The sequence below is a fragment of the Aeromonas sp. PS2Canimalfood6 genome, assembly GCF_048276795.1.
Taxonomy (GTDB): Bacteria; Pseudomonadota; Gammaproteobacteria; order Enterobacterales; family Aeromonadaceae; genus Aeromonas; species Aeromonas caviae.
Window position 1 is genome coordinate 16,977 of record NZ_JBLUXC010000042.1, and the last position, 24,377, is coordinate 41,353.

The 24,377-nt window shown below is 63.1% G+C and carries 20 protein-coding genes and 1 pseudogene; 7 read left to right on the forward strand and 14 right to left on the reverse strand.

The window, feature by feature from the left end; genetic code table 11:
- The first annotated feature begins 174 nt into the window (after window positions 1-174).
- Both ACNPAA_RS15595 and ACNPAA_RS15600 read left to right on the forward strand, forming a co-directional pair.
- Window positions 175-1,452, forward strand: a complete 1,278-nt coding sequence (locus ACNPAA_RS15595; RefSeq protein WP_201872584.1) for a cation:proton antiporter — start codon at window positions 175-177, stop codon at window positions 1,450-1,452.
- A 471-nt stretch (window positions 1,453-1,923) separates the two neighbouring features.
- Window positions 1,924-2,100 carry a hypothetical protein gene (locus tag ACNPAA_RS15600; RefSeq protein WP_010672653.1) on the forward strand — a complete coding sequence of 59 codons (177 nt, stop codon included), beginning with the start codon at window positions 1,924-1,926 and terminating at the stop codon, window positions 2,098-2,100.
- Window positions 2,101-2,201: 101 nt separating this feature from the next.
- On the opposite strand, the gene ACNPAA_RS15605 is transcribed toward ACNPAA_RS15600, so the two are convergent.
- Window positions 2,202-2,723 carry a GNAT family N-acetyltransferase gene (locus ACNPAA_RS15605; protein ID WP_201872588.1) on the reverse strand — a complete coding sequence of 174 codons (522 nt, stop codon included), beginning with the start codon at window positions 2,721-2,723 and terminating at the stop codon, window positions 2,202-2,204.
- A 140-nt stretch (window positions 2,724-2,863) separates the two neighbouring features.
- Here ACNPAA_RS15605 and ACNPAA_RS15610 point away from each other — a divergent pair, with 140 nt between their 5' ends.
- Both ACNPAA_RS15610 and ACNPAA_RS15615 read left to right on the forward strand, forming a co-directional pair.
- Window positions 2,864-3,127, forward strand: a complete 264-nt coding sequence (locus tag ACNPAA_RS15610) for a hypothetical protein (protein ID WP_104455135.1) — start codon at window positions 2,864-2,866, stop codon at window positions 3,125-3,127.
- 74 nt (window positions 3,128-3,201) lie between these two features.
- Window positions 3,202-4,056, forward strand: a complete 855-nt coding sequence (locus ACNPAA_RS15615) for a neutral zinc metallopeptidase (RefSeq protein WP_042015333.1) — start codon at window positions 3,202-3,204, stop codon at window positions 4,054-4,056.
- 73 nt (window positions 4,057-4,129) lie between these two features.
- Here the strand turns inward: ACNPAA_RS15615 and ACNPAA_RS15620 are convergent, their stop codons facing one another.
- Window positions 4,130-4,807, reverse strand: coding sequence for an ATP-binding protein (locus ACNPAA_RS15620; RefSeq protein WP_417891855.1), 678 nt, complete (start codon window positions 4,805-4,807; stop codon window positions 4,130-4,132).
- A gap of 154 nt (window positions 4,808-4,961) precedes the next feature.
- Here ACNPAA_RS15620 and ACNPAA_RS15625 point away from each other — a divergent pair, with 154 nt between their 5' ends.
- The 3 genes from ACNPAA_RS15625 to ACNPAA_RS15635 all read left to right on the forward strand — a co-directional run bounded on the left by ACNPAA_RS15625 (window position 4,962) and on the right by ACNPAA_RS15635 (window position 7,484).
- Window positions 4,962-6,278, forward strand: a complete 1,317-nt coding sequence (locus ACNPAA_RS15625; RefSeq protein WP_039040437.1) for an MFS transporter — start codon at window positions 4,962-4,964, stop codon at window positions 6,276-6,278.
- Between the two features lie 120 nt (window positions 6,279-6,398).
- Entirely contained in the window at window positions 6,399-7,121 is a 723-nt protein-coding gene (locus ACNPAA_RS15630; RefSeq protein WP_045522936.1) for a MarC family NAAT transporter, read from the forward strand.
- A 159-nt stretch (window positions 7,122-7,280) separates the two neighbouring features.
- On the forward strand, window positions 7,281-7,484 hold the full coding sequence (locus ACNPAA_RS15635; protein ID WP_041212219.1) for a hypothetical protein: 204 nt from the start codon (window positions 7,281-7,283) through the stop codon (window positions 7,482-7,484).
- Between the two features lie 103 nt (window positions 7,485-7,587).
- On the opposite strand, the gene tldD is transcribed toward ACNPAA_RS15635, so the two are convergent.
- The 12 genes and pseudogenes from tldD to ACNPAA_RS15695 all read right to left on the reverse strand — a co-directional run.
- Window positions 7,588-9,036 (reverse strand): metalloprotease TldD, encoded by a 1,449-nt coding sequence (tldD, locus tag ACNPAA_RS15640; RefSeq protein WP_161469776.1) that lies wholly within the window; start codon window positions 9,034-9,036, stop codon window positions 7,588-7,590.
- Between the two features lie 57 nt (window positions 9,037-9,093).
- A complete protein-coding gene (locus ACNPAA_RS15645; protein ID WP_043154366.1) occupies window positions 9,094-9,900 on the reverse strand; it encodes a carbon-nitrogen hydrolase family protein in 807 nt (268 codons plus the stop codon).
- A 251-nt stretch (window positions 9,901-10,151) separates the two neighbouring features.
- Window positions 10,152-14,051 carry a YhdP family protein gene (locus tag ACNPAA_RS15650; protein WP_417891856.1) on the reverse strand — a complete coding sequence of 1,300 codons (3,900 nt, stop codon included), beginning with the start codon at window positions 14,049-14,051 and terminating at the stop codon, window positions 10,152-10,154.
- The gene (gene rng / locus ACNPAA_RS15655) at window positions 14,052-15,521 is read right to left on the reverse strand and encodes a ribonuclease G (protein ID WP_010672637.1); all 1,470 of its coding nucleotides are present in this window, start codon (window positions 15,519-15,521) and stop codon (window positions 14,052-14,054) included.
- Window positions 15,522-15,600: 79 nt separating this feature from the next.
- Window positions 15,601-16,188, reverse strand: a complete 588-nt coding sequence (locus ACNPAA_RS15660) for a Maf family protein (RefSeq protein ID WP_010672636.1) — start codon at window positions 16,186-16,188, stop codon at window positions 15,601-15,603.
- A gap of 52 nt (window positions 16,189-16,240) precedes the next feature.
- Window positions 16,241-16,726 carry a rod shape-determining protein MreD gene (gene mreD, locus ACNPAA_RS15665; protein WP_010672635.1) on the reverse strand — a complete coding sequence of 162 codons (486 nt, stop codon included), beginning with the start codon at window positions 16,724-16,726 and terminating at the stop codon, window positions 16,241-16,243.
- Complete coding sequence (gene mreC, locus ACNPAA_RS15670) at window positions 16,726-17,634, reverse strand: rod shape-determining protein MreC (protein ID WP_029313545.1); 909 nt, start codon at window positions 17,632-17,634, stop codon at window positions 16,726-16,728. The genes mreD and mreC overlap by 1 nt, the downstream gene beginning before the upstream one ends.
- A 41-nt stretch (window positions 17,635-17,675) precedes the next feature.
- Window positions 17,676-18,716 carry a rod shape-determining protein gene (locus ACNPAA_RS15675; protein WP_005308111.1) on the reverse strand — a complete coding sequence of 347 codons (1,041 nt, stop codon included), beginning with the start codon at window positions 18,714-18,716 and terminating at the stop codon, window positions 17,676-17,678.
- Between the two features lie 216 nt (window positions 18,717-18,932).
- Window positions 18,933-22,325, reverse strand: a complete 3,393-nt coding sequence (locus tag ACNPAA_RS15680; protein ID WP_113978236.1) for a DUF6701 domain-containing protein — start codon at window positions 22,323-22,325, stop codon at window positions 18,933-18,935.
- Window positions 22,326-22,432: 107 nt separating this feature from the next.
- Window positions 22,433-22,933 carry an MSHA biogenesis protein MshP gene (locus ACNPAA_RS15685; protein WP_417891857.1) on the reverse strand — a complete coding sequence of 167 codons (501 nt, stop codon included), beginning with the start codon at window positions 22,931-22,933 and terminating at the stop codon, window positions 22,433-22,435.
- The gene (locus tag ACNPAA_RS15690) at window positions 22,923-23,786 is read right to left on the reverse strand and encodes a PilW family protein (RefSeq protein WP_113978235.1); all 864 of its coding nucleotides are present in this window, start codon (window positions 23,784-23,786) and stop codon (window positions 22,923-22,925) included. Before ACNPAA_RS15690 ends, ACNPAA_RS15685 begins: the two co-directional genes overlap by 11 nt.
- Window positions 23,786-24,256, reverse strand: a pseudogene (locus ACNPAA_RS15695) (MSHA biogenesis protein MshD); the annotation flags it as partial. The gene ACNPAA_RS15690 and the pseudogene ACNPAA_RS15695, both read right to left, overlap by 1 nt.
- Window positions 24,257-24,377 lie beyond the last annotated feature (121 nt).

Genomic DNA, 24,377 nt, shown 5'->3' on the forward strand with positions numbered 1-24,377 from the left:
GTGATGCCCATCCTAGCAGCAATCAAATTAAATGGAAATCTAGCCGTCTATCTGTCCGTGACAACGATTAAATATAACCATAAATAGGTAATGAGCATGATCTAACCCGGGAGTACCCTATGCCCGTCCTCAAGAGGGCTACGTGCTTGCTGTTTACCAAAGAGAAAAATAACTATGAGCGTCTACTACACACTCTGCTTCCTGGCAGCGTTGGCGATCTTCATCGCCTTTGCCAACCAGTATGTTGTGAAGATCCAGACCACCATCGCCATCACTGCGGGCTCCATGCTGATCTCCGCGCTGCTGGTGCTGTTTGGCAAACTGGGTTGGTTCAATCTGGAGCCTCTCGCCATCAAGACCATGGAGAGCATCGACTTCCAGAACTTCCTGTTGAAGGGGATCCTGGGCTTCCTGCTGTTCGCCGGCGGGCTTGGCATCAACCTCAAGGCGTTGCGTAGCCAGAAGTGGGAAATCACCATTCTGGCCATAGCCGCCACCCTGCTCTCCACCTTCCTCATCGGCTACGGCTTCTGGTTCATCGCCAAGCTGCTGGGCTGGGACCTGCCGCTGGTCTACTGCATGTTGTTCGGTGCCCTGATCTCCCCCACCGACCCCATCGCCGTACTGGCCATCGTCAAGAAGATGAAGGCGCCACCCCAGATCGCCATCCAGATCGAGGGGGAATCCCTGTTCAACGACGGTGTCGGCCTCGTCATCTTCGCCACCGTGTTTGCCGTCGCCTTTGGCGGTGTCGAGCCCACCTTCGGTAGCGTGGCCGGTCTGTTCCTGCACGAAGCCCTCGGCGGCATCCTGTTCGGTGCCGTGCTGGGCCTCATCGCCCACGTGATGATCAGCGCCACCGACGACGGCTCCCTGGAGCTGCTGCTGACCCTCTGCATCCCGACCGCGGGCTTCGCCTTCGCCAACATGATCGGCGTCTCCGGCGCCCTGGCCATGGTGGTGACCGGCATCATGATCGGCAACTGGACCCGTCATTCCGGCTTCTCCGAGCAGAGCCAGCACCACCTGGATCACTTCTGGGAGTTGATGGATCAGTTCCTCAACGCCCTGCTGTTCCTGCTGATCGGTCTGGCACTGGTGCTGCTGGATCTGGCCTGGCGCGACTGGATCCTGCTGGTCATCGCGGTGCCGCTCTGCCTCGCCGCCCGCTTCATCAGCGTCTCCCTGCCCTATGTGGCGTTCCGCAAGTTCCGCAGCTACAACACCTTCTCGGTGCGCATCCTCACCTGGGGCGGCCTGCGTGGCGGCCTGGCCATGGCCATGGCCCTGGCACTGCCATCCGGTGTCATGATGATCCCGGAGCACAACGTCGATCTGCGCCAGGTGATCCTGGTGATGACCTACTCGGTGGTGATGTTCTCCATCGTGGTACAGGGCATGACCATTACCCCCATGATCACCGCCGCCAAGAAGGCCTGTGGCAACGCCTGAGCCCGTCCCTGACCGGCAATGAAAAGGGCTCCCTCGGGAGCCCTTTTGCCATCCCCGTGGCAGTGAAAAACAGGGAATGACTGGGTGAACGCACAATTAGTGTTTGCTTTTTACACATTTCGAGGAGAGAATGCGCGCCGGCTAGTTAATCAGCCCTGATTATGTTCGCAATGCTTCACCTCACGATGAATCCTGCCAGTACCCGCATAACCTTCTTCTGATTTACTCGCCTTGAGAACCGTTCAGGCTGTCTGCCTGCGTTGCCCGGCTCTCACGGTGCAGACCCGATCTGCCCACTCCCAAGTAGCATCATGCATCCGCATGGTCCTTGGCGCCTTCCTTGAAAGTGCAGACGCCCCTGAACCGGGCTGGGTATTCCTGCGCGCTCGTCCGCCATCGTGCTGACCGCGCCCATTGACCTGACATTTGCCAATACAAGGAGCAAACACTTAATTTATATAGAGAAATACCATGATGAAACACGTACAGATACGCAAACCCCTGCGTCGCAGCAAACCCATCAACCTGCCCGTGCAAGAGCACGACGACGATGCGTTCCTGATCCAGTTCAGCACCCGCTTCAGCGGCGGCTTCGCCATCTCCTGTGATGGTATCGCCGGCGAGTTCTCCATCGAAGAGCTCAACTGACTTTGCCTACCCAGGCAGCGCCCGATGCAGACAGGCCGCAACTCACGGCGGCCTCCTTGCCTGACGTCATAGTCTGCATGGCCCCGCTCCCAGAGCGGTGGCTAGACCCCGCAAGTCTCCTTGTCCGGCGCCTCCAGCAGCAGGCACTCCTCCTCGCCGGCCCCCAACCTGACCCGTTTGCCCTGACTCAGCCCCAGCTTGGCGAGTAACCGGACCGAGCGCTCATTGCCCGGAGTGACGATGGCGACCACCCGCTCGATGCCGAGCCGTTCGCGGCCATCTGCCATGGCCGCCCGCGCGGCTTCGATGGCATAGCCCAGGCCGCGCCAAGCGGGCAGGAAAGCATAGCCGATGTCTTCACAGGGCAGGGTATCGCGCTTGATCAGACCGCAGATGCCGAGCCTGGCCCCGTCTTCCCGCCGCACCACCAGATAGAGTCCGTGACCGTGGCGGGCATAGCTGACCGCAGGCCCCTGCTGGATGTAGTTTTCGGCATCCGCCAGGGTACGCACCCCGCGATCGCCGATGTAGCGGTGAAAATCACCATCGTTGAGCAGTTCGAGAATGAAGGGGGCATCGACAACGGTCAGTTCGCGCAGTTCCAGGTGCTCGGAGAGGATCATGGCATGGGCTCGTTCGGCAGAGAGAGTGTCCAAGACTGCTCCCGCCCCGCCCCCTTGGCAAGTCCCGGACGATATTTTCGCCCCCGGGAGCCGCGTCCCCGCTATACTGCCCACCCCATGGAACAGGCAGGAGAACGGCCATGACCGATACCCCCGAATTTTTTGATGAAGAGACACTGCTGGAGATGGTGGAGAACCAGCTCGCCGAGGGCCACCCCCTCCAGGTGAAAGCCACCCTGATGCGCCTGGTGATGAAGGGCACCCCGCGGGAAGAGGCGCTGCAATACATCGCCTGCGCCCTGGGCGCCGAACTCATGGCTATGGAGGCCGAACAGGGCCCCTTCAACCTCGTCCGTTACGGCGAGTTCCTCGACAGCCTGCCCGAGATGCCCTGGGCCGAATGACCCGGGCCGATTAGGCAAGCCCCGGCGCCAGCCATTATCATTACCGCCACCACCAATGACGGGAGTATGGGGATATGCGCTGGCAAGATCGCCGTGAGAGCAACAATGTGGAAGACCGACGCCAACAAGGCGGCGGCAACGGGGGCGGCGGCCTGCCCATCGGTGGCAAGGGGCGTCTGATCCTGCTGGTGGTGGTCATGGTGGCGGGGTACTACGGCGTGGACCTCGGCCCCCTGCTGCAGGATCCGGCCCCGCAGAGCCAGCCCCAGCGTCAGAACTCGTCCCAGGCTGCCAACGATCCCCTCGCCCGCTTCACCTCGGTGATGCTCGCCTCCACGGAGGACGCCTGGGGTGAGATGTTCCAGCAAAGCGGCAACCACTATCAGGCCCCCAGACTGGTGCTCTATCGCGGTGCGACCCGCACCGGCTGCGGCCAGGGGCAGTCGGTGATGGGGCCCTTCTACTGTCCGGCCGACAGCACCGTCTACATCGATCTCTCCTTCTATCAGGACATGCGCGACAAGCTGGGGGCCGACGGCGACTTCGCCCAGGGCTATGTGATCGCCCACGAGGTGGGCCACCACGTGCAGAACCTGCTCGGTATCTCCACCAAGGTGCGCCAGCAGCAACAGGGGCTGAGCCAGGTTGCCCAGAACCGGTTGTCGGTCAAGCTCGAACTGCAGGCGGACTGCTTCGCCGGGGTCTGGGGCCACTACATGGAAAAAGAGCAGGTGCTGGAGCGTGGCGATCTGGAAGAGGCGCTCAATGCCGCCCAGGCCATCGGCGACGACAGGTTGCAGCAGCAGGGTCAGGGCCGGGTCGTTCCCGACAGCTTCACCCACGGTACCTCGGCCCAGCGCCTCGCCTGGTTCAAACGCGGTTTTGACAGCGGCAAGCCCGCCAGTTGCGACACCTTCGCCGCCCGCTGAAGGGGACAAACGCAAAGGGGCCGATTCCTCACGGAACCGGCCCCTTTCCTTTCTCACCCGAGGGGGTCTTCCCTCATTCGGGATCCTCCGCCAGCAGATCGGTGAAGACGAAGCCGTCCCGCAGCACCGTCTCCCCCACCCGGATGGGCAAGGGATGCAGGAACATGGGGCCGTCCCAGGCCAGGGTGTGGAACTCCCCGTTCTCGCCGCAGGGATCCACCCCGGCGGGCAGGGCAGCCAGCAAGGCCGCGTCAAACTCATGTCCGCCGAGGGTGGCAGGCAGCTTGCCCGGATCCAGGGTACAGACCCTGGCCTTGAGCCCGGCGTCGATCATCGCCTGCGCCAGCTCGGTCGTGTCGCTGCCCCAGAGCGGGAAGAGCGGCGTGATGCCGGTCCCCGCCAGTTGCCGCTCCCGATAGGCGCGCACATCCTCAAGAAAGAGATCCCCGAACGCCATGTGGTAAATGTCCTGGGCCTGCACATCGGCGATGAAGCCCGTCATGATGCGCCCATACTCCTCGTTACTGCAGGGCCAGGGCAGGTCGATGGTGGTCAGCGGCAAGCCCACACACTCAGCCTGTGCCAGCAGCAACTGCTTGCGCACCCCGTGCATGGCCACCCGCTCGAACGCCTGGTTGAGGGTGGTGAACAGCCCCACCACCTCGATGGCCGGATCCTGGCGCAGGCGATGCAAGGCCCAGGCGCTGTCTTTTCCGCTGCTCCAGGAGAGCAGTACCTTTTTCTTCGTCATGATCTCTCCAGCTACTTGCAGCACCGTGCTGCAAGACAGTGTTGCGAATTGTGCGATTTACATTGCGGGACACAAAAGCATACCCTCGTGGGTGAGCGTATCCCCGCAGCACACCGGGGAGAATAACTAAAAAAACGATGGGAAACATAAGGATATGAGTAAAGTCAGCACATCGCACGACCACGGTCGCCCCCTCAATCGACAGGATTACAAGACCCTGAGCCTGGCGGCGCTGGGCGGCGCCCTCGAATTCTACGACTTCATCATCTTCGTCTTCTTCGCCGTGGTCATCGGCGAGCTCTTCTTCCCGGCCGACATTCCCGAGTGGCTGCGCCAGTTCCAGACCTTCGGCATCTTCGCCGCCGGCTACCTGGCCCGCCCCCTGGGGGGCATCATCATGGCCCACTTTGGCGATCTCATCGGCCGCAAGCGGATGTTCACCCTCAGCATCATCCTGATGGCCTTGCCGACCCTGCTGATCGGCCTGCTGCCCACCTACGCCGTGCTCGGCATCGCCGCCCCCCTCCTGCTGCTGCTGCTGCGGATCCTGCAAGGGGCCGCCATCGGCGGGGAAGTCCCCGGAGCCTGGGTCTTCGTGGCCGAACACGTGCCCGCCCGCCGGGTCGGTGTCGCCTGCGGTACCCTCACCGCAGGGCTGACCGCCGGCATCCTGCTCGGCTCCCTGGTGGCCACCGCCATCAACCGTGGCATGAGCCCGGGCGATGTGAGCGACTGGGGCTGGCGTCTGGCCTTCGTGCTCGGCGGCGTGTTCGGCATCGTCGCCATGTACCTGCGCCGCTGGCTGCACGAGACTCCGGTCTTCGCAGAGATGCAGGCCAACAAGTCCCTGGCCGAGGAGCTGCCCCTCAAGACGGTGCTGCGTGAACACAAGGGCAGCGTCGTCGTCTCCATGCTGCTGACCTGGCTGCTCTCCGCCGGCATCGTGGTGGTGATCCTGATGACCCCGACCTATCTGCAGAAGGTCCACGGCATCAGCCCGGCCGATGCCCTGACCGCCAACTCCCTGGCCATCGTCGCCCTCACCCTGGGCTGCATCGTCTATGGCCGCCTGATCGATGCCATCGGCAGCGGCCCTACCTTCATCCTGGGCTCCCTGCTGCTGGCCGGCGCCACTTATACCTTCTACCACAGCCTGGCAGCCGGCACGGATCAGCTGGTGCCCCTCTACATGCTGGCGGGCTTTGCAGTGGGGATCGTCGGCGCCGTGCCCTACGTCATGGTCAATGCCTTCCCGCCGGTGGTGCGCTTCTCCGGGCTGTCGTTCTCCTACAACGTGGCCTACGCCATCTTCGGCGGCCTCACCCCCATGCTGGTCACCCTCTGGATGAAGGAGGACGTGCTGGCCCCCTCCCACTATGTGGTCAGCCTGGCCGCCCTCGGTTTCGTGCTCGGCATCTGGCTCTGGCTGCGCCAGCGCGGCCAACGCCAGGCCACCCCGCAGGCCGCCTGATCCTTCCCAAGCAAGCCCCGCACTGTCGGGGCTTCTTCTTTGCGGATATCATCGACCGGGTGGCGGTCCGCTACGGACCTGCCAGCTCACCCCAATCCGTCCACCTGCCCGAGGTCCACTATGTTCTTCCAGGTCATCTTTCTCGCCTTGCTGGCCCTGCTGCCCATGGTCAACCCGCCCACCACGGCCACCCTGCTGCTGGGGCTGAGCAAGGGCATGTCCCGCGAGCACATTCGCCGCCAGATCAACATGGCCGCCCTTTATCTGTTCGCCACCCTGTGCGTCAGCTTCTTCATCGGATCCTCCATCCTGGATCTGTTCGGGATCTCCATTCCCGGCCTGCGCCTGGCCGGTGGCCTCATCATCGCCTTCATCGGCTTTCGCATGCTGTTCCCCTCGCCAAACCAGTCTGCCGGGGTCGAGGCCAACCAGAATATCGCCTTCGTGCCCCTGACCATGCCCAGCATGTGCGGACCCGGCACCATGGCGCTGGTGATCAGCGGCGCGGCCCAGATCGCCGAGCTGCCGGCCGAGGCCGATCGCGTCGTCATCTATGCCGCCATGGTCACCGCCTTCGCCCTGATGAGCCTGATCAGCTGGGGTGTGCTCAAGCTGGCAGATCCCGTGTGCAAGATCCTGGGTGCCACCGGCATCGACGCCATGACACGCATCATGGGTTTCCTGCTGGTGTGCATGGGTATGCAGTTCTGCATCAACGGCGTCAAGGAGGTGGCGCAGGATCCCGTCTTCCATGGTCAGGTGATGGAACAACCCGCTGCCGCCTTGCCGTCCCATGCCGGATCCACCGCCTTCGATCATCTCGCCGTGCCGCGCCAGCCCTGATTGAAAACGGTGTCATTTTTCGTGCAAATCCCTCCTGATCTTGCGCCTGATCATATTGCCTTCATCTTGATGGGGTAGTCTGGTTTTTGTACAGGCAGGGTTCAGAAGGTTGCCGCTAGCGTGGCATGTGCTGACCCCATCACTTGAGGAGATATGCAAATGGAAAAGATGCTGACCGAGATTGGAAGCTACAGCCTGTTTCATGAGTATCTGAATGTGGTCGGTGCCGCCAGCCCCGCGCTGACCCGGATCAAGACAGGATGGGAGTTCAAGCGAAAGGATCGCCTGCTCGCCCAGATAAGGGTGGATGATCACGGCCACGCCCGCTTCTTCATCGACGCCCGCGCCATTTCGGTCAACTGACCCGACCCCTTTCCCAGCCCCGGCGCCTGCCGGGGCTTTTTATTGCTTGCGCGTTCCAATAAAAACCCCGGCGCCGGGCCGGGGTTTACAAAGGTGTGTGACCTTACTGGGTGCCGCCCACGGTGAGCTGATCCAGCTTGAGGGTGGGCTGGCCGACGCCGACCGGCACGCTCTGCCCCTCCTTGCCGCAGACCCCGACCCCGCGATCCAGCGCGAGATCACGGCCCACCATGGAAACCTGGCTCATCGCCTCGGGGCCGTTGCCGATCAGGGTCGCCCCCTTGATGGGCGCGGTGATCTTGCCATCCTCGATGAGGTAGGCCTCGGAGGCGGAGAAGACGAACTTGCCGGAGGTGATGTCCACCTGACCGCCGCCGAAGTTGGGGGCATAGATCCCCTTCTTCACCGAGGCGATGATCTCGGCCGGATCGTACTGACCCGCCAGCATGTAGGTGTTGGTCATGCGCGGCATAGGCAGGGCGGCGTAGGATTCGCGGCGGCCGTTGCCGGTGAGCGGCACGCCCATCAGACGGGCGTTCTGCTTGTCCTGCAGATAGCCCTTGAGGATGCCGTTCTCGATCAGCACGTTGTAACCCCCCGGCGTCCCCTCGTCGTCGATGGAGACGGAGCCGCGCCGACCCGGCAGGGTGCCGTCATCGACGATGGTGCAGTGTTTGGAAGCCACCTGCTCGCCGATGCGCCCGGCAAAGGCGGAGGAGCCCTTGCGGTTGAAGTCCCCTTCCAGACCGTGACCCACAGCCTCGTGCAGCAGCACACCGGGCCAGCCGGCACCGAGCACCACCGGCATGGTGCCGGCCGGGGCGTCGATGGCCTCCAGGTTGACCAGGGCCTGGCGTACCGCTTCGCGCACATAGCCAAACGCCCGGCTCTCGAGCCCGTCCAGCTCGAGGAAATGGTCGTAACCGAAGCGGCCACCGCCCCCCGCGCTGCCGCGCTCACGGCGATCCCCCTTCTCGGCGATGACGGTCACCGAGAGGCGCACCAGGGGGCGCACGTCGGCGGCCAGGGTGCCATCGGTGGCGGCCACCAGGATCTCTTCATAGACCCCGCTGATAGAGGCCATCACCTGATTGATGGCGGGATCCAGGCTTCTGGCGAACTTGTCCATCTGCTCCAGCAGGGCAATTTTCTGCTGCTTGTCGAGAGTTTGCAGGGGATCCAGCGCCGGGTAGAGCAGGTTTGCTTCGGTGCGAGCCCACGCCTTTACCTTGCCGTGAGCACCGGCGGCGGCGATGCCGCGAGCGGCAGTCACCGACTGTTGCAGCGCCAGCAGGCTCAGCTCGTCCGAGTAGGCGAAACCGGTCTTCTCGCCGCTGACGGCGCGCACCCCCACCCCCTGATCGATGTTGTAGCTGCCATCCTTGACGATGCCGTCCTCCAGCATCCAGGACTCGTGCCAGCTGCGCTGGAAATAGAGGTCGCCGAACTCCACCTGATGGCTCATCAGGCTGCCGAGCAGCTGTTGCAGCCGCCCTTCGTCGAGATCGTTCGGGGCCAACAGGGAGGCACTAACCTGGCTCAGTAGACTCAAATCTTTCTCTCCACTCTCATGCGAGATGTCGTAACGGTTAAATGCACGGCCGCGGGCTCACAACAGGCGGGCGTGTTGCAGCACCGGCATGGTGCGTTTCAATTCATCGACCAGGGCCCCATCCAGCGGCGCCAGCACAGTGCCCTGCCCCGACGCCCGACAGGCCAGCACCCGGCCCCAGGGGTCGATCACCATGCTGTGGCCCCAGGTCTGGCGCCCCGTCTCGTGGGTACCCCCCTGGTTGGCGGCCACCACGTAGCACTGGTTTTCGATGGCACGGGCCCGCAGCAGAGGCTCCCAGTGCGCCTCGCCGGTGACGGCGGTAAAGGCGGCAGGCACCAGCAGCACCCGGGCACCGGCCCGGGCCAACTGGCGGTACAGCTCGGGAAAGCGCAGATCATAACAGATAGAAAGGCCGAGGGGACCAAAGGGGGAGTCCACCAGCACAGGCTGATCACCCGGGCTGAAGGTCTCCGACTCCCGGTAGCGGCCGTGATTGTCCGCCACGTCCACGTCGAACAGGTGGATCTTGTGGTAATGCCCCTTGAGCTCGCCGTCGGGATCGAACACCAGGGTACTGGTGTGAATGTGGTCGGCACCGGCGATGGCGGTGGGCATGGCCCCGGCCACCAGCCAGATGCCGTGGGATTTGGCCCAATCAGAGAGTTGCTGCTGGATTGGGCCATTTCCCAATGGCTCTGCCCCGTCCAGATACCCCTGCCGCTCGCCAAAGAGGGCGAAGTTTTCCGGCAGCAGCACCAGCAAGGGGCGCTCCCCGGGCAGACTCGCCAGCTCGGCGGCGATCCGCTCCCGGTTATCCTGCCAGGTTCGACCCGAAATCAACTGCATGGCGGCTAGCCACATGACGCGCTCCTTCTGTTGGGCGAGCCGGTGGCAGAAGGCCTCCTCGGCTCGCAGGGCAATATCCGCACTCATCTGTTGGGAGAACCGGTGACCGGTGACACAAGGCCTTCTCGGCTCGCAGGGCAATATCCGCACTCATCTGTTGGGCGAGCCGGTGACCGGTGACAGAAGGCCTTCTCGGCTCGCGGGCAATATCCGCACTATGAGGGGTTTGGCGGCCGGGGGAAAGTCCCCCAGCCCGGCGCTGGCCCTCAGCGCTGACCCGAGCCCTGGTGCTTGGGATCGAGCAGGAAGGGGGTGACCTCCTTGGTGGGCAGGCCGGGCGCCACCGCATCCACCGCATCCTTTTGGTGCTGGTTGAGCTTGATGCGGGCGCGATCCCGCCCCGCCTCCACCAGCCTGGGGGCGTCCAGCGGGCCGGAGACCCGAAAATCGATGCGGGTCACCACGTCCACCACGGGCTCCAGCAGCTTGGAGAGGGCCAGCACATAGAGCCCGGTGATGGGGGTCAGGGAGAAGGCCGCCACCACCGGCAGGGTGCCCCCCAGGTTGGGGGAGAAGCTCAGATCAAAGTCGAGCCGCCAGCGCACCAGATCCGCGATGCCCTTGCCCCGCAGGTTGCCCGCGGCGCCCTTCATGTAGAAGTCGTTGTTCTCCACCACCCCCTGATTGACCTTGGCGGAGGCGGACATGGACTCGAAATAGAAGCCCTTGTCGAAGACGTCGCGAAAATCGAGGCGCAGCTTGCGCATCAGGGAGTCGAGGCTCAGCAGGGAGAGCAGTCGGGCCCCCTTGTCGTTGACCTCCCGCAGGGTGCCTCCCTCCAGTTGGTAGTCGGCGCTGCCCGCCAGAGTCGGCAGGCTCAGGCGGTAGGGCACGTCACGCCAGTTCAGATCCAGCGCCAGCTTGCCCGGGGCATCCCCGATGGGCGAGGTGTAGCCGAGCCGCTTGAGCAGCAGCTCGCTGTTGCGGGTCTCGAGGTTCACCCTGGCACGGGTCTGCATCTGGCTGCCACGGGCCAGCCACTCGGCGCTGCCGCGCAGGGTGCTGCCCGCCAGGCGCATCTCCAGTCCCTTGAGATCCAGCCGGTTGGCCCCGGGCAGCAGCTCCCCCTTCACCTCACCCAGGGGCAGCTCGCCGAAGCGGCAATCCACGCAACTGAAGGTGAGCCAGGGAATGGCATTCATGATGGCCCTGTCCTGGCGCTCATCGGGATCCGGGCTGAGATCGGTCCCCTTGCCGGACCAGTAGATGCGGGCAAACTTGGCATCGATGGGGCGCCCATCGGCCACCGGCACCCGCACCACCCCCATCACGTCGGGGCTGTCGATCATCACCTCGGTGGCCTGGTTCACCGGCCCCAGGGTGAAGTGCACCGCCTTGAGGCTGGCACTGCCGATGTCGGCACGGGCCAGCTGGCCATCTACCCACCACTCCTGGGGCAAGAAAGAGGGGCCCACCACCGCATTGTCACTCGGCGCCGAACCGGCCGGCAGCCACTGCTTGAGACGAGCCAGCCAGCCGGCCACGTCCGCCTGCTGCTGGTTGATGGCGAGCAGCATGGGCTTGTCCTGCATCACCCGCGCCCCGGGCTGGCCGATGTTGACCCGCACCCGGCTGAGGTAGGGGACGCCGTCGCCGTACACCAGGCGGCTCTGCATGTCGATGTCCGCCCCCAGCACGGCGCGGATGTCGGCGCTGCCATCCCGCCCACGGGCCGTCACCTTGAGGGGCAGCCGGGTACCCGCCGCCTTGGTCAGGGGCACAGGCAGATCCAGCCCCATGCCCTGCAGGTTGGAGTCCAGCGCCAGCTGGAAGCTGAACGCCTTGTTCTCGGGCAGGGTCAGCCCCAGGGTACCCGACCAGTTGCTGCGCCCCTGGAGCATCTCGAGGGCCGGTATGTCCCGGCGCTGGCGGCGGCTGTCCCACTGCCCCTGGAACTTGAGATCGGCCTGATAGCCGTGGGGCAGTTGCCGCCCCTGATAATCCAGGGTCAGCGGCTGGTTCCACAGGCTGGCCTTGAGGTTGTGAATGCGCGTCTGCTCGTTGTCATACTCGAGCGTCCCTGCGACCCCGTCGAGGGGCAGATCCAGGGAGGCGATCCTCACCTTGTTGTCCTTGAAGCTGGCTTCCCCGCTGGCCTTGACCTCCCCCTCGCCATCCAGCGGTATGTCAAGCTTCACCGTACCCTTCATGGGGCCGCGGATCTCCACCTCCCGCAGCGCCTGACCGACGGATCCCCCCAGCGGCGAGTCCTGCAAATAGTCGCTGATGGCCTTGCCCTCGCCCTCAACCTTGGCATCCACGTAGAGGTGAGCACCCGGATAGAGGTCCGGGATCCAGGCATGCACCGAGTCGGAGCTGGCCTTGCCGAGCTGGGTGGCGCGGCTGTTCATGTCGAGGCTGGCGTTCTGGAACAGCAGATCGATCTGCAGGTCGGTCAGCGGCTGCCAACCCGGGAAAAACTCGTAGGTGGCCTGTTGCAGCGGCACCGCCACCTGGAAGACGCCCTTGCCGTTGTCGTAGGGGAAGTCACGGAATTCGCCGTACCAGAGCAAGTCTGCCCCCTTGGCCTTGCCCCCCTTGATGGCGCCGCTCAGGTAGCTCACCAGCCCCTCATCCATCACCGCCAGGGGGTAGTAGCGATCCGCATGGGCCGCGTTCTTGACGTCGATGCGCCCGGTCAGGGCGAGGAAGGGGTGCTCGAACAGCTCGAGGCGAAACCGGCTGGCGAGGCGCAGATCCGGGTTGTCCAGGGCAATGTCCTGGCCATAGAGCACCCAGCCTTGCGGCGCCCGCCACCAGTCGAGGGCCGCACTTAGGCTGTCCACCGGGATGGGTTCCTTGAAGTGGCGGGCCGGATCCACCTTGCCCTTGCCCAGGGTCAGGCGGGCACGCCCCCCGTTCGGGGTCAGCCAGAAGTCGCCGTCCAGCTTTTGCAGACCGGGCACATCGTGCCAGGCCCGGGTCCCGAAGCCGCGCAGTTGCCCCTGCAAAGAGAGCCCCTGCCAGTCCCCGTCGGCCTGCAGGACCAGCTCCTGCAACTGGCCCCTTGGCCGGGTGCGCTTGAGGGTCTCGGTCAGCTCGGGATAGAGGCCGGAGACCAGCTGGCTCAGGTTGGCAATCTGGTCGAGATCGATGGCGGGCACATAGCCCTGGATGCGCGAGCCGATGCGCTCGAGCTGCAGGCGGCTGTGCAGCCAGGTGGCGCCATCGAGCTTGAAGGTGACGTCGTGGCTGGCGAGCTGCCACGCCTCGCCGTCCCGGCGCAGCTGGATCTTGCCCCCCTGCAGGTCGAGGCGGTGCGGCTCCCCCTTGATCTCGTCTTTCCAGATCAGGTGGTTGTTGCCAAAGGCCAGCAGGGAGTTACCGAGCCTGCCCTTCTCGAACTCGCTCCAGAGCTGGAAGTCGAGCTGGCCGCTCACCGGCGGCGCGCCGGCGTGGATCCTGGCCAGCATGGGGCTGATGTCCAGCTCGCTGGCCCCCAGATAGAGCTGGCCCTTGAGACGGTCGAGCCGCACCTCGGGGGCATCCACATCGATGATGAGGTCCAGGGTGCTCTCCCCCACCCCGTTGATGAGATAGGCCTTGCCGACCCCCTGATGCCGCTTGCCGCGGTTCTGCCAGCGCAACTGGGCGATGTCGAGGGCGCGCACCTCCCCCAGTGCCGTGGTGAGGCTCAGGCGAGTGTCGTGAATGTCGAAGGTGGAGAGCTGGGTCAGCAGGAAGCGCAGCAGGGCCTCCTGCTGGTTCGCGCTCTTCCCGCTGACGGGGGTGGCGGGCTGGGTCATGTCCAGCGCGATGTTGCCGTCGCTCAGGATCAACTGGCCAAACACCGGTCTGAGTTCGTTGAGGGAGCGCCAGAAGTCGAGGTGGGCCCACACCTTGCCAAGGCGCAGGGAGAAACGCCCCGAATCGGGGGCGATGGCCAGTCCTTCCAGCCCGATGGCCGGGCCGCGGGGAGTCCACTCCAGCCCGACGTGATCCACGCTCACCTCGAGCTGACTCTCTCCGAGCAGGGTCCCTATCACGGCCGCTCGGTGCTGGTTGAGCAAAGGGCCGCCCAGTCGTACCACGCTGACCAGAACGGCCAGCAGCACGAAGAAGACTCCGAGGGCCAACCAGCCCCGACTCAGCCAGCGATAGACCAATTACATCATCACCACATCGAACTGTTCCTGCCCACAGAGCGGCTCGGAAACCACCCTGACCTGCTTGCCGATGAAGACTTCCAGCTCCGCCAGACTGTGGGACTCCTCCCCCCGCAGGTAATCGGCCACCGAGGGGGCCGCATAGACGGTGAACTGATCCGCGTCGTAGGCGCGGTTGACCCGGATGATCTCCCGCAGGATCTCGAAGCAGACCGACTCCACCGTCTTGACCCGGCCGCGCCCCTTGCACTCGGGGCACTCGGCGCAGAGCACGTGCTCCAGGCTCTCCCGGGTGCGCTTGCGGGTCATCTCCACCAGCCCGAGCTGGGAGAAACCGTTGACGTTGGTCTTGGCCCTGTCTTTGGCCAGCGCCAGCTCCAGGCTGTGCAGCACACGGCGACGGTGATCCTCGGACTGCATGTCGATGAAGTCGATGATGATGATGCCACCGAGGTTGCGCAGGCGCAGGTGACGGGCGATGGCGGCAGTGGCCTCGACGTTGGTGTTGAAGATGGTCTCTTCCAGATTGCGATGGCCGACGAAGGCCCCGGTGTTGATGTCCACCGTGGTCATGGCTTCGGTCTGGTCGATGATGAGGTAGCCGCCGGATTTGAGCTCCACCTTGCGCTCCAGGGCCCGCTGGATCTCGTTCTCCACGTCGTAGAGATCGAAGATCGGCGACTCGCCGGTGTAGTACTCCAGCTTGTTGGCAAGCTCGGGCACGTACTCCTCGGTGAAGCGCTTGAGCTGATCGAAGCTCTGGCGCGAGTCGACCCGGATCTTGTCGAGCTCGGCACCGACGAAGTCACGCACCACCCTAAACGCCAGGCTGGGATCCTCATAGAGGATCTTGCAGGGGGGATACTTCTGCTTGCGCTCGAGGATCTTGCGCCACAGGCGCTTCAAGAAGGCGGCGTCCTGCTCCAGCTCCTGCTCCCCCACCCCTTCGGCGGCGGTGCGGATGATGTAGCCGCCCAGTTCGTCCACATAGCCGGCCACGGTGCGCTTGAGGCGCTCGCGCTCCGCCTCGGATTCGATGCGCTGGGAGACCCCTACGTGGGCACTGCCCGGCATGAAGACCAGATAACGGGATGGCAGGGTGATGTCGGTGGTGAGGCGGGCCCCCTTGGTACCGAGCGGGTCTTTGACCACCTGTACCATGATGTCCTGCCCCTGGCGCACCAGTTCGGCGATGTTGCCGGCCTGGAACTGCTCCTTCTCCTTGATCGCCACGCACTCGGTATGGGGGACGATGTCGGAGGCGTGCAGAAAGGCGGCCTTGTCCATGCCGATGTCGACGAAGGCGGCCTGCATGCCGGGCAGCACGCGGCTGATCTTGCCCTTGTAGATGTTGCCCACGATGCCGCGCTTGGCCTGACGCTCCACATGCACTTCCTGCAGCAGACCGTTCTCGACCAGGGCGACCCGGGTTTCGGAGGGGGTGACGTTTACCAGCAGTTCTACCGACATAAGTTACCTTGCCTTTCTAGTTTTGAATTCTGGCACGACGAACAACGGGTAACTCAGCAGCGCACTGCTGACGAGAGGATTACCGGGTCTGCTCGAGGTGCTGCTTGATCAACAGGTCCGTCTCCAGCAGGGGCAGGCCGACCACGGCACTGTAGCTCCCCTCGAGGCGACTGACGAATTTGCCGGCAATGCCCTGGATAGCATAGGCGCCCGCCTTGTCGCACGGCTCGCCGGTGCGCCAGTAGGCTTCGATCTCGGCCTCGTCCAGCTTGCGAAACGCCACGTTGGTGGTGACCAGCCGCACATCGCACCGCTCCGGGGTGGCCAGGGCCACCGCCGTCATCACCTGGTGTACCCGCCCGGAGAGGGCTTCCAGCATGTCTTTGGCGTCCAGCAGGTCGGAGGGTTTCTCCAGCACCCGCTCCCCCAGCACCACTATGGTGTCGGCCCCCAGCACAGGCAGCGCCGTCGGCGCCGCGGCCACACCGGCCATGGCCTTGTCGCGGGCCAGCCGGCAGACGTAATCCTGGGGCTTCTCACCGTCGTTGCGCAGCTCCGGCACATCCAGCTTGAGGACCTCGAAACGGTAGCCCAGGCGGGTCAGAAGCTCGTGCCGGCGGGGGGAGCCCGAGGCGAGATAGAGTTGCAGTTCGTTGTGCTTGTTCATACTTCACTCAATGAGACGATGCGCAGTTACAATGCGTTGTTTTTATTCACATTCACTTGATATTGAAGCGACGCCGCACCTTGCGCAAGACCATAAAAATCCAGGGCCATATTAACATCGTCGTCAACGTCGACCAAAAGTAGGCGAAGTTGAGGCTGGCCCGGCTGAACAGATGCTCCGCCCAGAACACGGTGATCTTCCCCACCAGGGAGAGCAGACCGATGATCAGCGCCTGCTGCCAGAGGGAGAAGTTGCGGATCTTCTGGAACTGGAAGGCCGCCAGGTAGGTGGTGATGGCCATGGCCATGGCCCGCACGCCGAGGGTGCTGCCGAGCAGCACGTCCAGCAGCAGGCCCGCCACCCAGGCGGTGCCGACGTTGGTCCGGTGCGGCAGCGCCAGCGCCCAGTAGATGAGCACCATGGCGAGCCAGTCCGGACGGAAGGGTTCGAATTGAAAGGGAAGCGGCAGGATGGAGAGGCACAGGGCCAGCAGGATCGAACACCAGATCCAGATCCTGCCGCTGGCGGGTTGCAGCATCAGCGCGTCGCCCCCGCCGCCGAGGTTGCCGTGGCCGCCGAGGCGCTCGCCGCAGGCTCAAGGGCATCCTTGTCGTGTACTTCCGGTTTCTTGTCGGTCCACAGCAGCAGCAGGTAGCGCAGACGGTCCAGCGCCACCAGCGGCTTGGCCTCGATCTGGGCGAAGGGCTTGCCCTCCACGTAGTCGGAGCGGGTCACGGTCGCCACCGGATAACCTTCCGGGAAGCGGCCGCCCAGGCCCGAGGTGACCAGCAGATCGCCGACCTGGACGTCGGTGTTGCGGGGCAGGTTGCGCAGCTCCAGCTTGTCCAGCTCGCCGCTGCCGGAGGCGATGGCGCGCAAGTCGTTGCGCAGCACCCGCACCGGGATACCGTGGCTGGAGTCGGTGATGAGCAGGACGCGACTGGTGGTGGAGCCCACGTGGAGCACCTGACCGACCACCCCCTGATCGTTGATCACCGGCTGGCCGTTGTAGACGCCATCCAGCGCCCCCTTGTTGATCAGCACCTGATGGCTGAAGGGGTCGGAATCCACCGACAGCAGCTCGGCCACCATCTTGCGGGACTCCTTGTGTACCGGCGACCCCAGCAGCTCGCGCAGCCGCTGGTTCTCGTGCTCCAGCTGATCCATCTTGAGCAGGCGCGAGCGCAGGGTGAACAGTTGCTGCTCCTGCTGCTTGGTCTGCTCGATGAGATCGGCGCGGGTCTGCACCTGGGTCGACATGGTGTCGAGCAGGGTGCCGGGGGCGTTGGCGATGTATTGCAGCGGGCTCACCAGGGAGCTCAGATAAACGCGGACATGGCTGAACACACCGAAGCGGGAATCCGCGACGATGGCAGCGACGGAGATGATGACGGCGAGAAACAACCGTAACTGAAGCGAAGGGCCTCTACCGAAGATGGGTTTCATGAGTCGTCAAAAAAGAGCCGGCGCTCGGCCGGCTTTGGGTCTTATTCGTAGTGGAACAGATCGCCACCGTGCATATCGATCAGCTCCAGCGCCTTGCCACCGCCACGGGCGACACAGGTGAGGGGATCTTCAGCCACGACGACCGGGATGCCGGTCTCTTCCATCAGCAGACGGTCGATGTCCTTGAGCAGGGCACCACCACCGGTCAGCACCATGCCGCGCTCGGAGATGTCGGACGCCAGCTCGGGCGGGGATTGCTCCAGGGCCACCATGACGGCGGAGACGATGCCGGAGAGCGGCTCTTGCAGCGCTTCCAGGATCTCGTTGGAGTTCAGGGTGAAGCTGCGGGGCACACCCTCGGCCAGGTTGCGACCGCGCACTTCGATCTCGCGCACCTCTTCGCCCGGATAGGCGGAGCCGATCTCGTGCTTGATGCGCTCGGCGGTGGCTTCCCCGATCAGGCTGCCGTAGTTGCGACGCACGTAGCTGATGATGGCTTCGTCGAACTTGTCGCCACCGATACGGACGGACTGGGAGTAGACCACGCCGTTCAGGGAGATGATGGCCACTTCGGTGGTACCGCCACCGATGTCCACCACCATGGAACCGGTCGCTTCGGAGACCGGCAGGCCGGCACCGATGGCGGCAGCCATGGGTTCATCGATCAGGTAAACCTCGCGGGCGCCGGCGCCCAGAGCGGATTCCTTGATGGCGCGACGTTCCACCTGGGTGGAGCCGCAGGGTACGCACACCAGCACGCGCGGGCTGGGGCGGAAATAGTTGTTGTCGTGAACCTGTTTGATGAAGTGCTGCAGCATCTTCTCGGTCACGTAGAAATCGGCGATCACGCCGTCTTTCATCGGGCGAATGGCGGAGATGTTACCCGGGGTACGACCCAGCATCTGCTTGGCGGCATGACCGACAGCAGCGACCGATTTGGCGTTCCCGCGCTCTTGGCGAATGGCGACAACTGAGGGTTCGTTAAGGACGATCCCTTGATCTTTTACATAGATCAGGGTGTTGGCAGTTCCCAAGTCGATCGACAGATCGTTGGAAAAGACGCCTCTGAGCTTTTTGAACATGGCTACGGGAAATCCTAAGAATTTGGAGGTGCAGAAAACCGGCTAACTTTACCAATGCCCACCCCAATGGGCAAGCGCTCAAACTGTCGCCAATCAATCAGGCGCGACAAAAATGCGAGTCATCACTCACCCGCTCAGGCCGACAAACACTACGAAACAAGGAAATAAGACGCCACTGTACAGCAATGCGTCTATCTCCCCGTGTCAGCCCGGGTGTCAGGGCATCACTTCGCGGCGATAAATAATGCGATCGTTACCTCGAGTGGAGCCGAAAATGGCCTCCCCCGCCTGAGTAAGTGGATCCGACAGCCAGAGTGGCCGTGACGGCTGTTTCGACAATTCCACCTTGTAGGGGATGCCAACAACTTTATTTGGTACTGGTACTAGCGCAGAGAAATGAAACAGGATCTCACCTTTGTTTGCCGTCGCTACACTGGCTGGCGCAGCCAGACCACTGAGCGTCAAAGTGCTACTGAAAGATTGCGGCGGCATGGTTCCTGGTACCTGACCCGTGACCTCATAAGAACCATTATTGAGACTGATCTTGTGCGTCGGATCCAATGGAACAAAACCTCCTTTGGCAAGAGATAGCTGTGTACAAACATCCGCTTGGTTGATTTTCCACGCCGCTCCTTCGAAATACTGCACCTGCAACGGCAGCATCAGAGGGGCGCTGGCGACCCCTTGTCTGGTGCTGGCCAGCACTCGGCCGTAACGCAGCTCCTGAGTTCCCAGCCGAATGGCGTTACAACCAACCCCTTGACATCCCCCCGCAACGCCGGGGTTCATATCAGCCCCTGTCAGTACCGTTTCCCCCCCGTCTTTGTCATCCATTCGCAGGCCGATATCAAGCAGGGAGAGCGGCTCTTCCGGGGCTGCCCCCCGATCAAATCGGGTATTATCCCGCTGATCCACCGTGGCAACGCCATCGATCCAGCTCAGAGAGGGAGACATGGAGAAGCGTGTTGAACGGTCCACCCCGTCGAGGGCATTGGCCGCGACCATCTGTGCAATTCCCTTGGCGAAGCCCTCTTTATAATTCTGCGTGGTTACTCCCTGATTGTTACGAGCCTTGATAATAAAACCACTTTGGAAGGGCTGGCTCATATAAGTAAAGATGTTACAGGCAGGTGTGATAAAGCCGCCGCTTAAGCTGTAATCCCAGGGCACGAAGCGCCCCACCGGCACACTGGTGGCGGCGGGAATGGTGGAACCGAAGTAGCCTGAGGTCGGCGGTGTCGCCGTCATCTGGAAGACTCCGACCTCGTTGAGCGACTGGGTGACGGCATTGAGGTTGTTGCTGGCCGTGATGGCATGGTCATAACTCAGCTTGCTGACCACCGCCTCGACCCCGGGCTTGGGGGCCACCAGCTGGCTGCCAAGCGCTATCTTGGCCAGTGTGAAGTTGGGGGTCGCCAGATTGCCGCTGCAAAAATCGCTGTCGTTATCGGCCTGCCAGGCCACGGCGCCGATATTCAGCTGGAAGTCATCGCCCGCCTTCTTGAACACCGGACAGCTGACATCCCCTGCCGTGCAGGCCCCTTGGGCAGGGGTGATGCAGAGCCCGACCGGGCGGCTGACGAAGAGATCCGAGCCCGTCATCACCAGACCCGCCGTGTCGCCGCTGCCATCGTGGCGGGCGTTGAGCCGCATCTGGCCCGCATCCGGGTAGCTGACCGTCAGGGTCGCCTCCCCTTTGGCATCGAAGCTCAGGTTGCTGAGGGTGGCCGCCCCCTGCGCGGTGGCGATGGCGCTGCCGTTGACCATCACCCTGCTGCCGAAGGTGTTGGTCGCCGGGCTGACGTAGTCGCTCCAGAAGCTGACGGCTTTGCTCACGTTGGCGAAGCTCGGCACGCACTGCTGGGTCACATTGTCTTTCCTGACCGCCTTGAGCTGCACCTGCTGGGGTCTGTTGGCCAGGGTGTCCAGCACGTCAAAGATGAAGCCGCTGTCGGCGAAGCTCAAGGTACAGGCGGCGGCGCTCAGTGCCCCGCTACCCGCCCGGCACAGGGTTCCATGGAGGAAGCCGGGGGTCGAACTTGAGACCCCGATGGTCACGGCACTGGCCGTATTATTACGCAGCTGGGCCGAGGTCGAGCCCCCGCTGAAGACCACCTGATTGCCACCGACCCAGCCATTGCTGCCAGAGCTGGGAGAGAGGCTCAGGGTAGCGCTGACCTGCTCGGTGACGAGCTGGGAACAACCCGCGTTGGCGCAGGCCTTGATGACCACGGTCTCGGGGTTGCAGGTGAGCGCCTGACCGGAATGGGAGAGTTCGAAGTGATCGAGCTGGCTTCCCCCCGAGCCGCCGCCGCAGGTGATATCGCCAAAATCGACTTTGTCGACCGCATCTTGTACAAACTGGAAGTTGTTGCTGCCGCCCAGATCGACGCTGCCGCCGGCGGCAACTGCCCCCCTCAGCTCCGAATTACCGGTCATCTTGACGTCGCCCGCTACATAGAGGATGCCATTGATACGGACCTGGCCCACCACGTTGAGCAAACCCTTGACATAGATCAGCAGGTTTTCCGGTGCACCACCCACGTTGAGCTGGGCATTGTTCAAGGTGAGTTCGTTGAAATAGAGCCGTGCCGTCACGCCGGTGGTAACCAGCGCAGCGTCATTTCCGAAGCTGCCTCGATTGAAGTCGTGATCGCCAGGCGCAAAGACGTTGCTGTTATTCGGTGCCCCCGTGCAGGTGGTCACCCCCTTCTTCTCCTCGCAGCTGAGATCGCCGAGCGGCGGCTCCAGTATGCCGGGTGGAGGGGTCATGATGACCCCCCCAGAGGGGGGATCGGTAAAGATGTTTTTGCAGGTGGACGATGGGAGCACTGCATCTCCCTTGTTGATCACGCTATTATCCCTGACTTCCAATGCTCTAGACGTGATCCGGCCAGTCAGGGTCGCTTGGTTGCTCAGGGTCACTTTGCCACCCGCATAGAGGTAACCAACAAAAGAGCCGCTCTGCATGGCGAAGTCGCCGTAGCTGACCCAGATCAGGTTCTGCTTGCCCCCCGCATTGAGCGAGAAATTGTTTTGCAAGGTAGGGGTATTCTTGACGAAGATCCGGGTCAACGCCTGATCCACACTCTGCAACTTGATGGTGGTGCTATCGAGGGAAAGCGTCTCGAAAAAGTGATCTCCCGGTCCCAGGGTCAGGGTGCCACCATTGCTCATGGTAAGGCTCTTGACCTGGTAACCGGGCTGGGCGGTCATCGTCAGCTGACAACCACTGCTGGTGACAGTGCGGTAGTCCTTCTGGCTCAACGCCGCGCTGCCGTTGTTGGTACAGGCGAGATCCGTCGTGGAGCCATTGGTGGGGAAAGCATTGTTCCCTGTCAGGCTGAGCCCAGCAATATCCCGCCCCGTGACGGCGCAGACCTTGTAACCCCCTTGGCCATCGTCACAGTTCTTGGTGTTGTTTTGGTTAGCGCTGATGGAGCAAAACGCCAGCTTGTTGCCGCCGGTACCATTGATTTTTGGCTGATTAACTTCGCTCAACTGAGGATTGGGCACGTTAGTACAGGCCGCTGCCTCCACCCCATGATGCCCCTGCACCACGGCCGGGAAATAGGTGCTGGTATTGATGGCATCAAAGGCGCCACTCATACCGCTAAACAACCCCAACAGGCCGCAGAGGATAGCGCGGACCCAAGCCCGGGCCGTCGCAGACTCCCGAAGACTCAAGGGTGAACCGTCACCAGCACGCTTCTGTCTCAAGGTATGTCTCCATCAAAGGCTTCCGCTTCCACTGTTCGGCTAACAGCAAAATCCGGGTTCGGGCTGTTCAGATCCTGATCGCCGCAACGCCCTTCGCTGTGAAGCCGGTAGCCGGTCTGGGTGGTTCCGGCCGCACTTACGACCACAGTTGTGCAAAACAACCGTGCCTGGCAGTTAATCAGACCTGGATCCGGGGGGAAGGTAATTGGGGTAGGAGGGGGGTTAGTGGCAACACAGCGCAGCTCGCTTCCGCCACTCGCACTGGCATTCCAACTGCCATTGGGATAGAGCCGATAGAGCGCTATCTCCAGTCCGCTCTGGGCCGCCATCAGGGCCCGCACGCCACGCACCTCGACCGTATTCTTCTCGCCGCTGTCCACCAAAAAGCGGCCCATGGCCGCCGCCAGCAAGGCCATGATGACGATGACGAAGAGCGCTATCATGATGGCGCTGCCGCGCTGGGCCCGCCTACTGGTGGGGAGCGGCTTAAGGAACATTGAGCACCTCCAGCTTGTGGTTGAAGCTGACGCTCTCGCCGCGCTGCTCAAACACTAGCCGCAGCCCCACCTCGCTCGGGCTGAAGGCCGCGGGATCCCGATAGAAATAGGATTCGGTGGGCCGAATATGTTCTGCCATCAGGACGGGTGCGGATCCACTGTACCGCATCAAGGCACCTTGGGCGTCAATGCAATAACGCACCTGCTGGTTGGCAAAATAGATGCGTTTGGCGGGAGATTCCCCATCAAATACCCTATCCACCACTACAGTCCCTATCCCGTTCACTGCGTTCGGTGGCGGCACCTTCACAGCCGCCACACAGTCGCCATAGACGCATCCCGTTTCTAAGCCTCCATCTCCTGTGATGGGATACACAACGGCCCAATCTTTATAAGTAGGAAGTTCACTGGCGGATGAAGCCACCAGCGTTAGCTCGAGGCCTTCTGCAACGGGTTTATTGAGGCTCAGATAACGGCTGACGGTGGCAATGGGCCAGAAGCGCAGGCAGGCGCCTTGTCCCCCACTATTAGAAGCCTCCACTTGCACCGAGCCGGGCACCGCATCGCGCAACTCCCGATTTAGCCGCTCCATGGCGAAGCGAGCATCGCTCATCAGTTGCTCGCGGCGGCTGGCATCCCCGTAGATCTGGGTGCCGATGCCGATAAACTGGCTGGAGAAGGTCGCCATCACCCCGAGCAGCAGGATCACCATCACCAGTTCCACCAGGGTGAAGCCCCGCCCCCGCCCAGGTTGGGCGCAGGCTCGATGAGCGAAGCCTGATCGGACGCGGTAACGGGGTGTGGTCACAGCTGCGTCATCGAACGCGGCATCACGGGAGTGCGGCTGGTCCATCAGTAGTTCCCCCGATAGAGGGCAAACGCCAGCTCGCTCTCATCCGGCAGACGCACTGTCAGGGCGACGCGCTTGCCGATAGACTCGGCCCCTGGCCCGGTGCTGCCAAACAGGGTATCCGGGGTGACGGCGATCCTGATCTGATAGTGGCGATACTCCTGGTCGCTGACGCCCTCGGCATCCGTCTGGGTAAACAGGTTGGCGTCCACCCAGTGACCCCCGGTGTCGAAATCGTCCACGTCGTTGAAGGCATAGGGGCGGGTCTCGCCCCCCTCCGGGCCGTAGTCGGCGCTGGCGGTGCAGGGGGGATAGGTCACCGCAGGGGTGCCGACGGTCTCGCCGCAGCGAAAACGGCCGCCGTTGTGATCCGAGTGCTCATCGAAGGATTTTTGCAGCACCTCGCTTAAGATCCGCTGGGCCAGCTGGGCGGCCCGTACCTGCTGCACCGGATCCACCGCCTGGGGTGCCTGATACCAATCGGATTAAACATTAGGTCAGTTTTATCCAATCTCGGCTACAAAGTGACATCACCCGCTCCACATCGGCAATAAAGTGCTTCCAGGCCGATGTGCAGGCATCAAGGATGTCGTC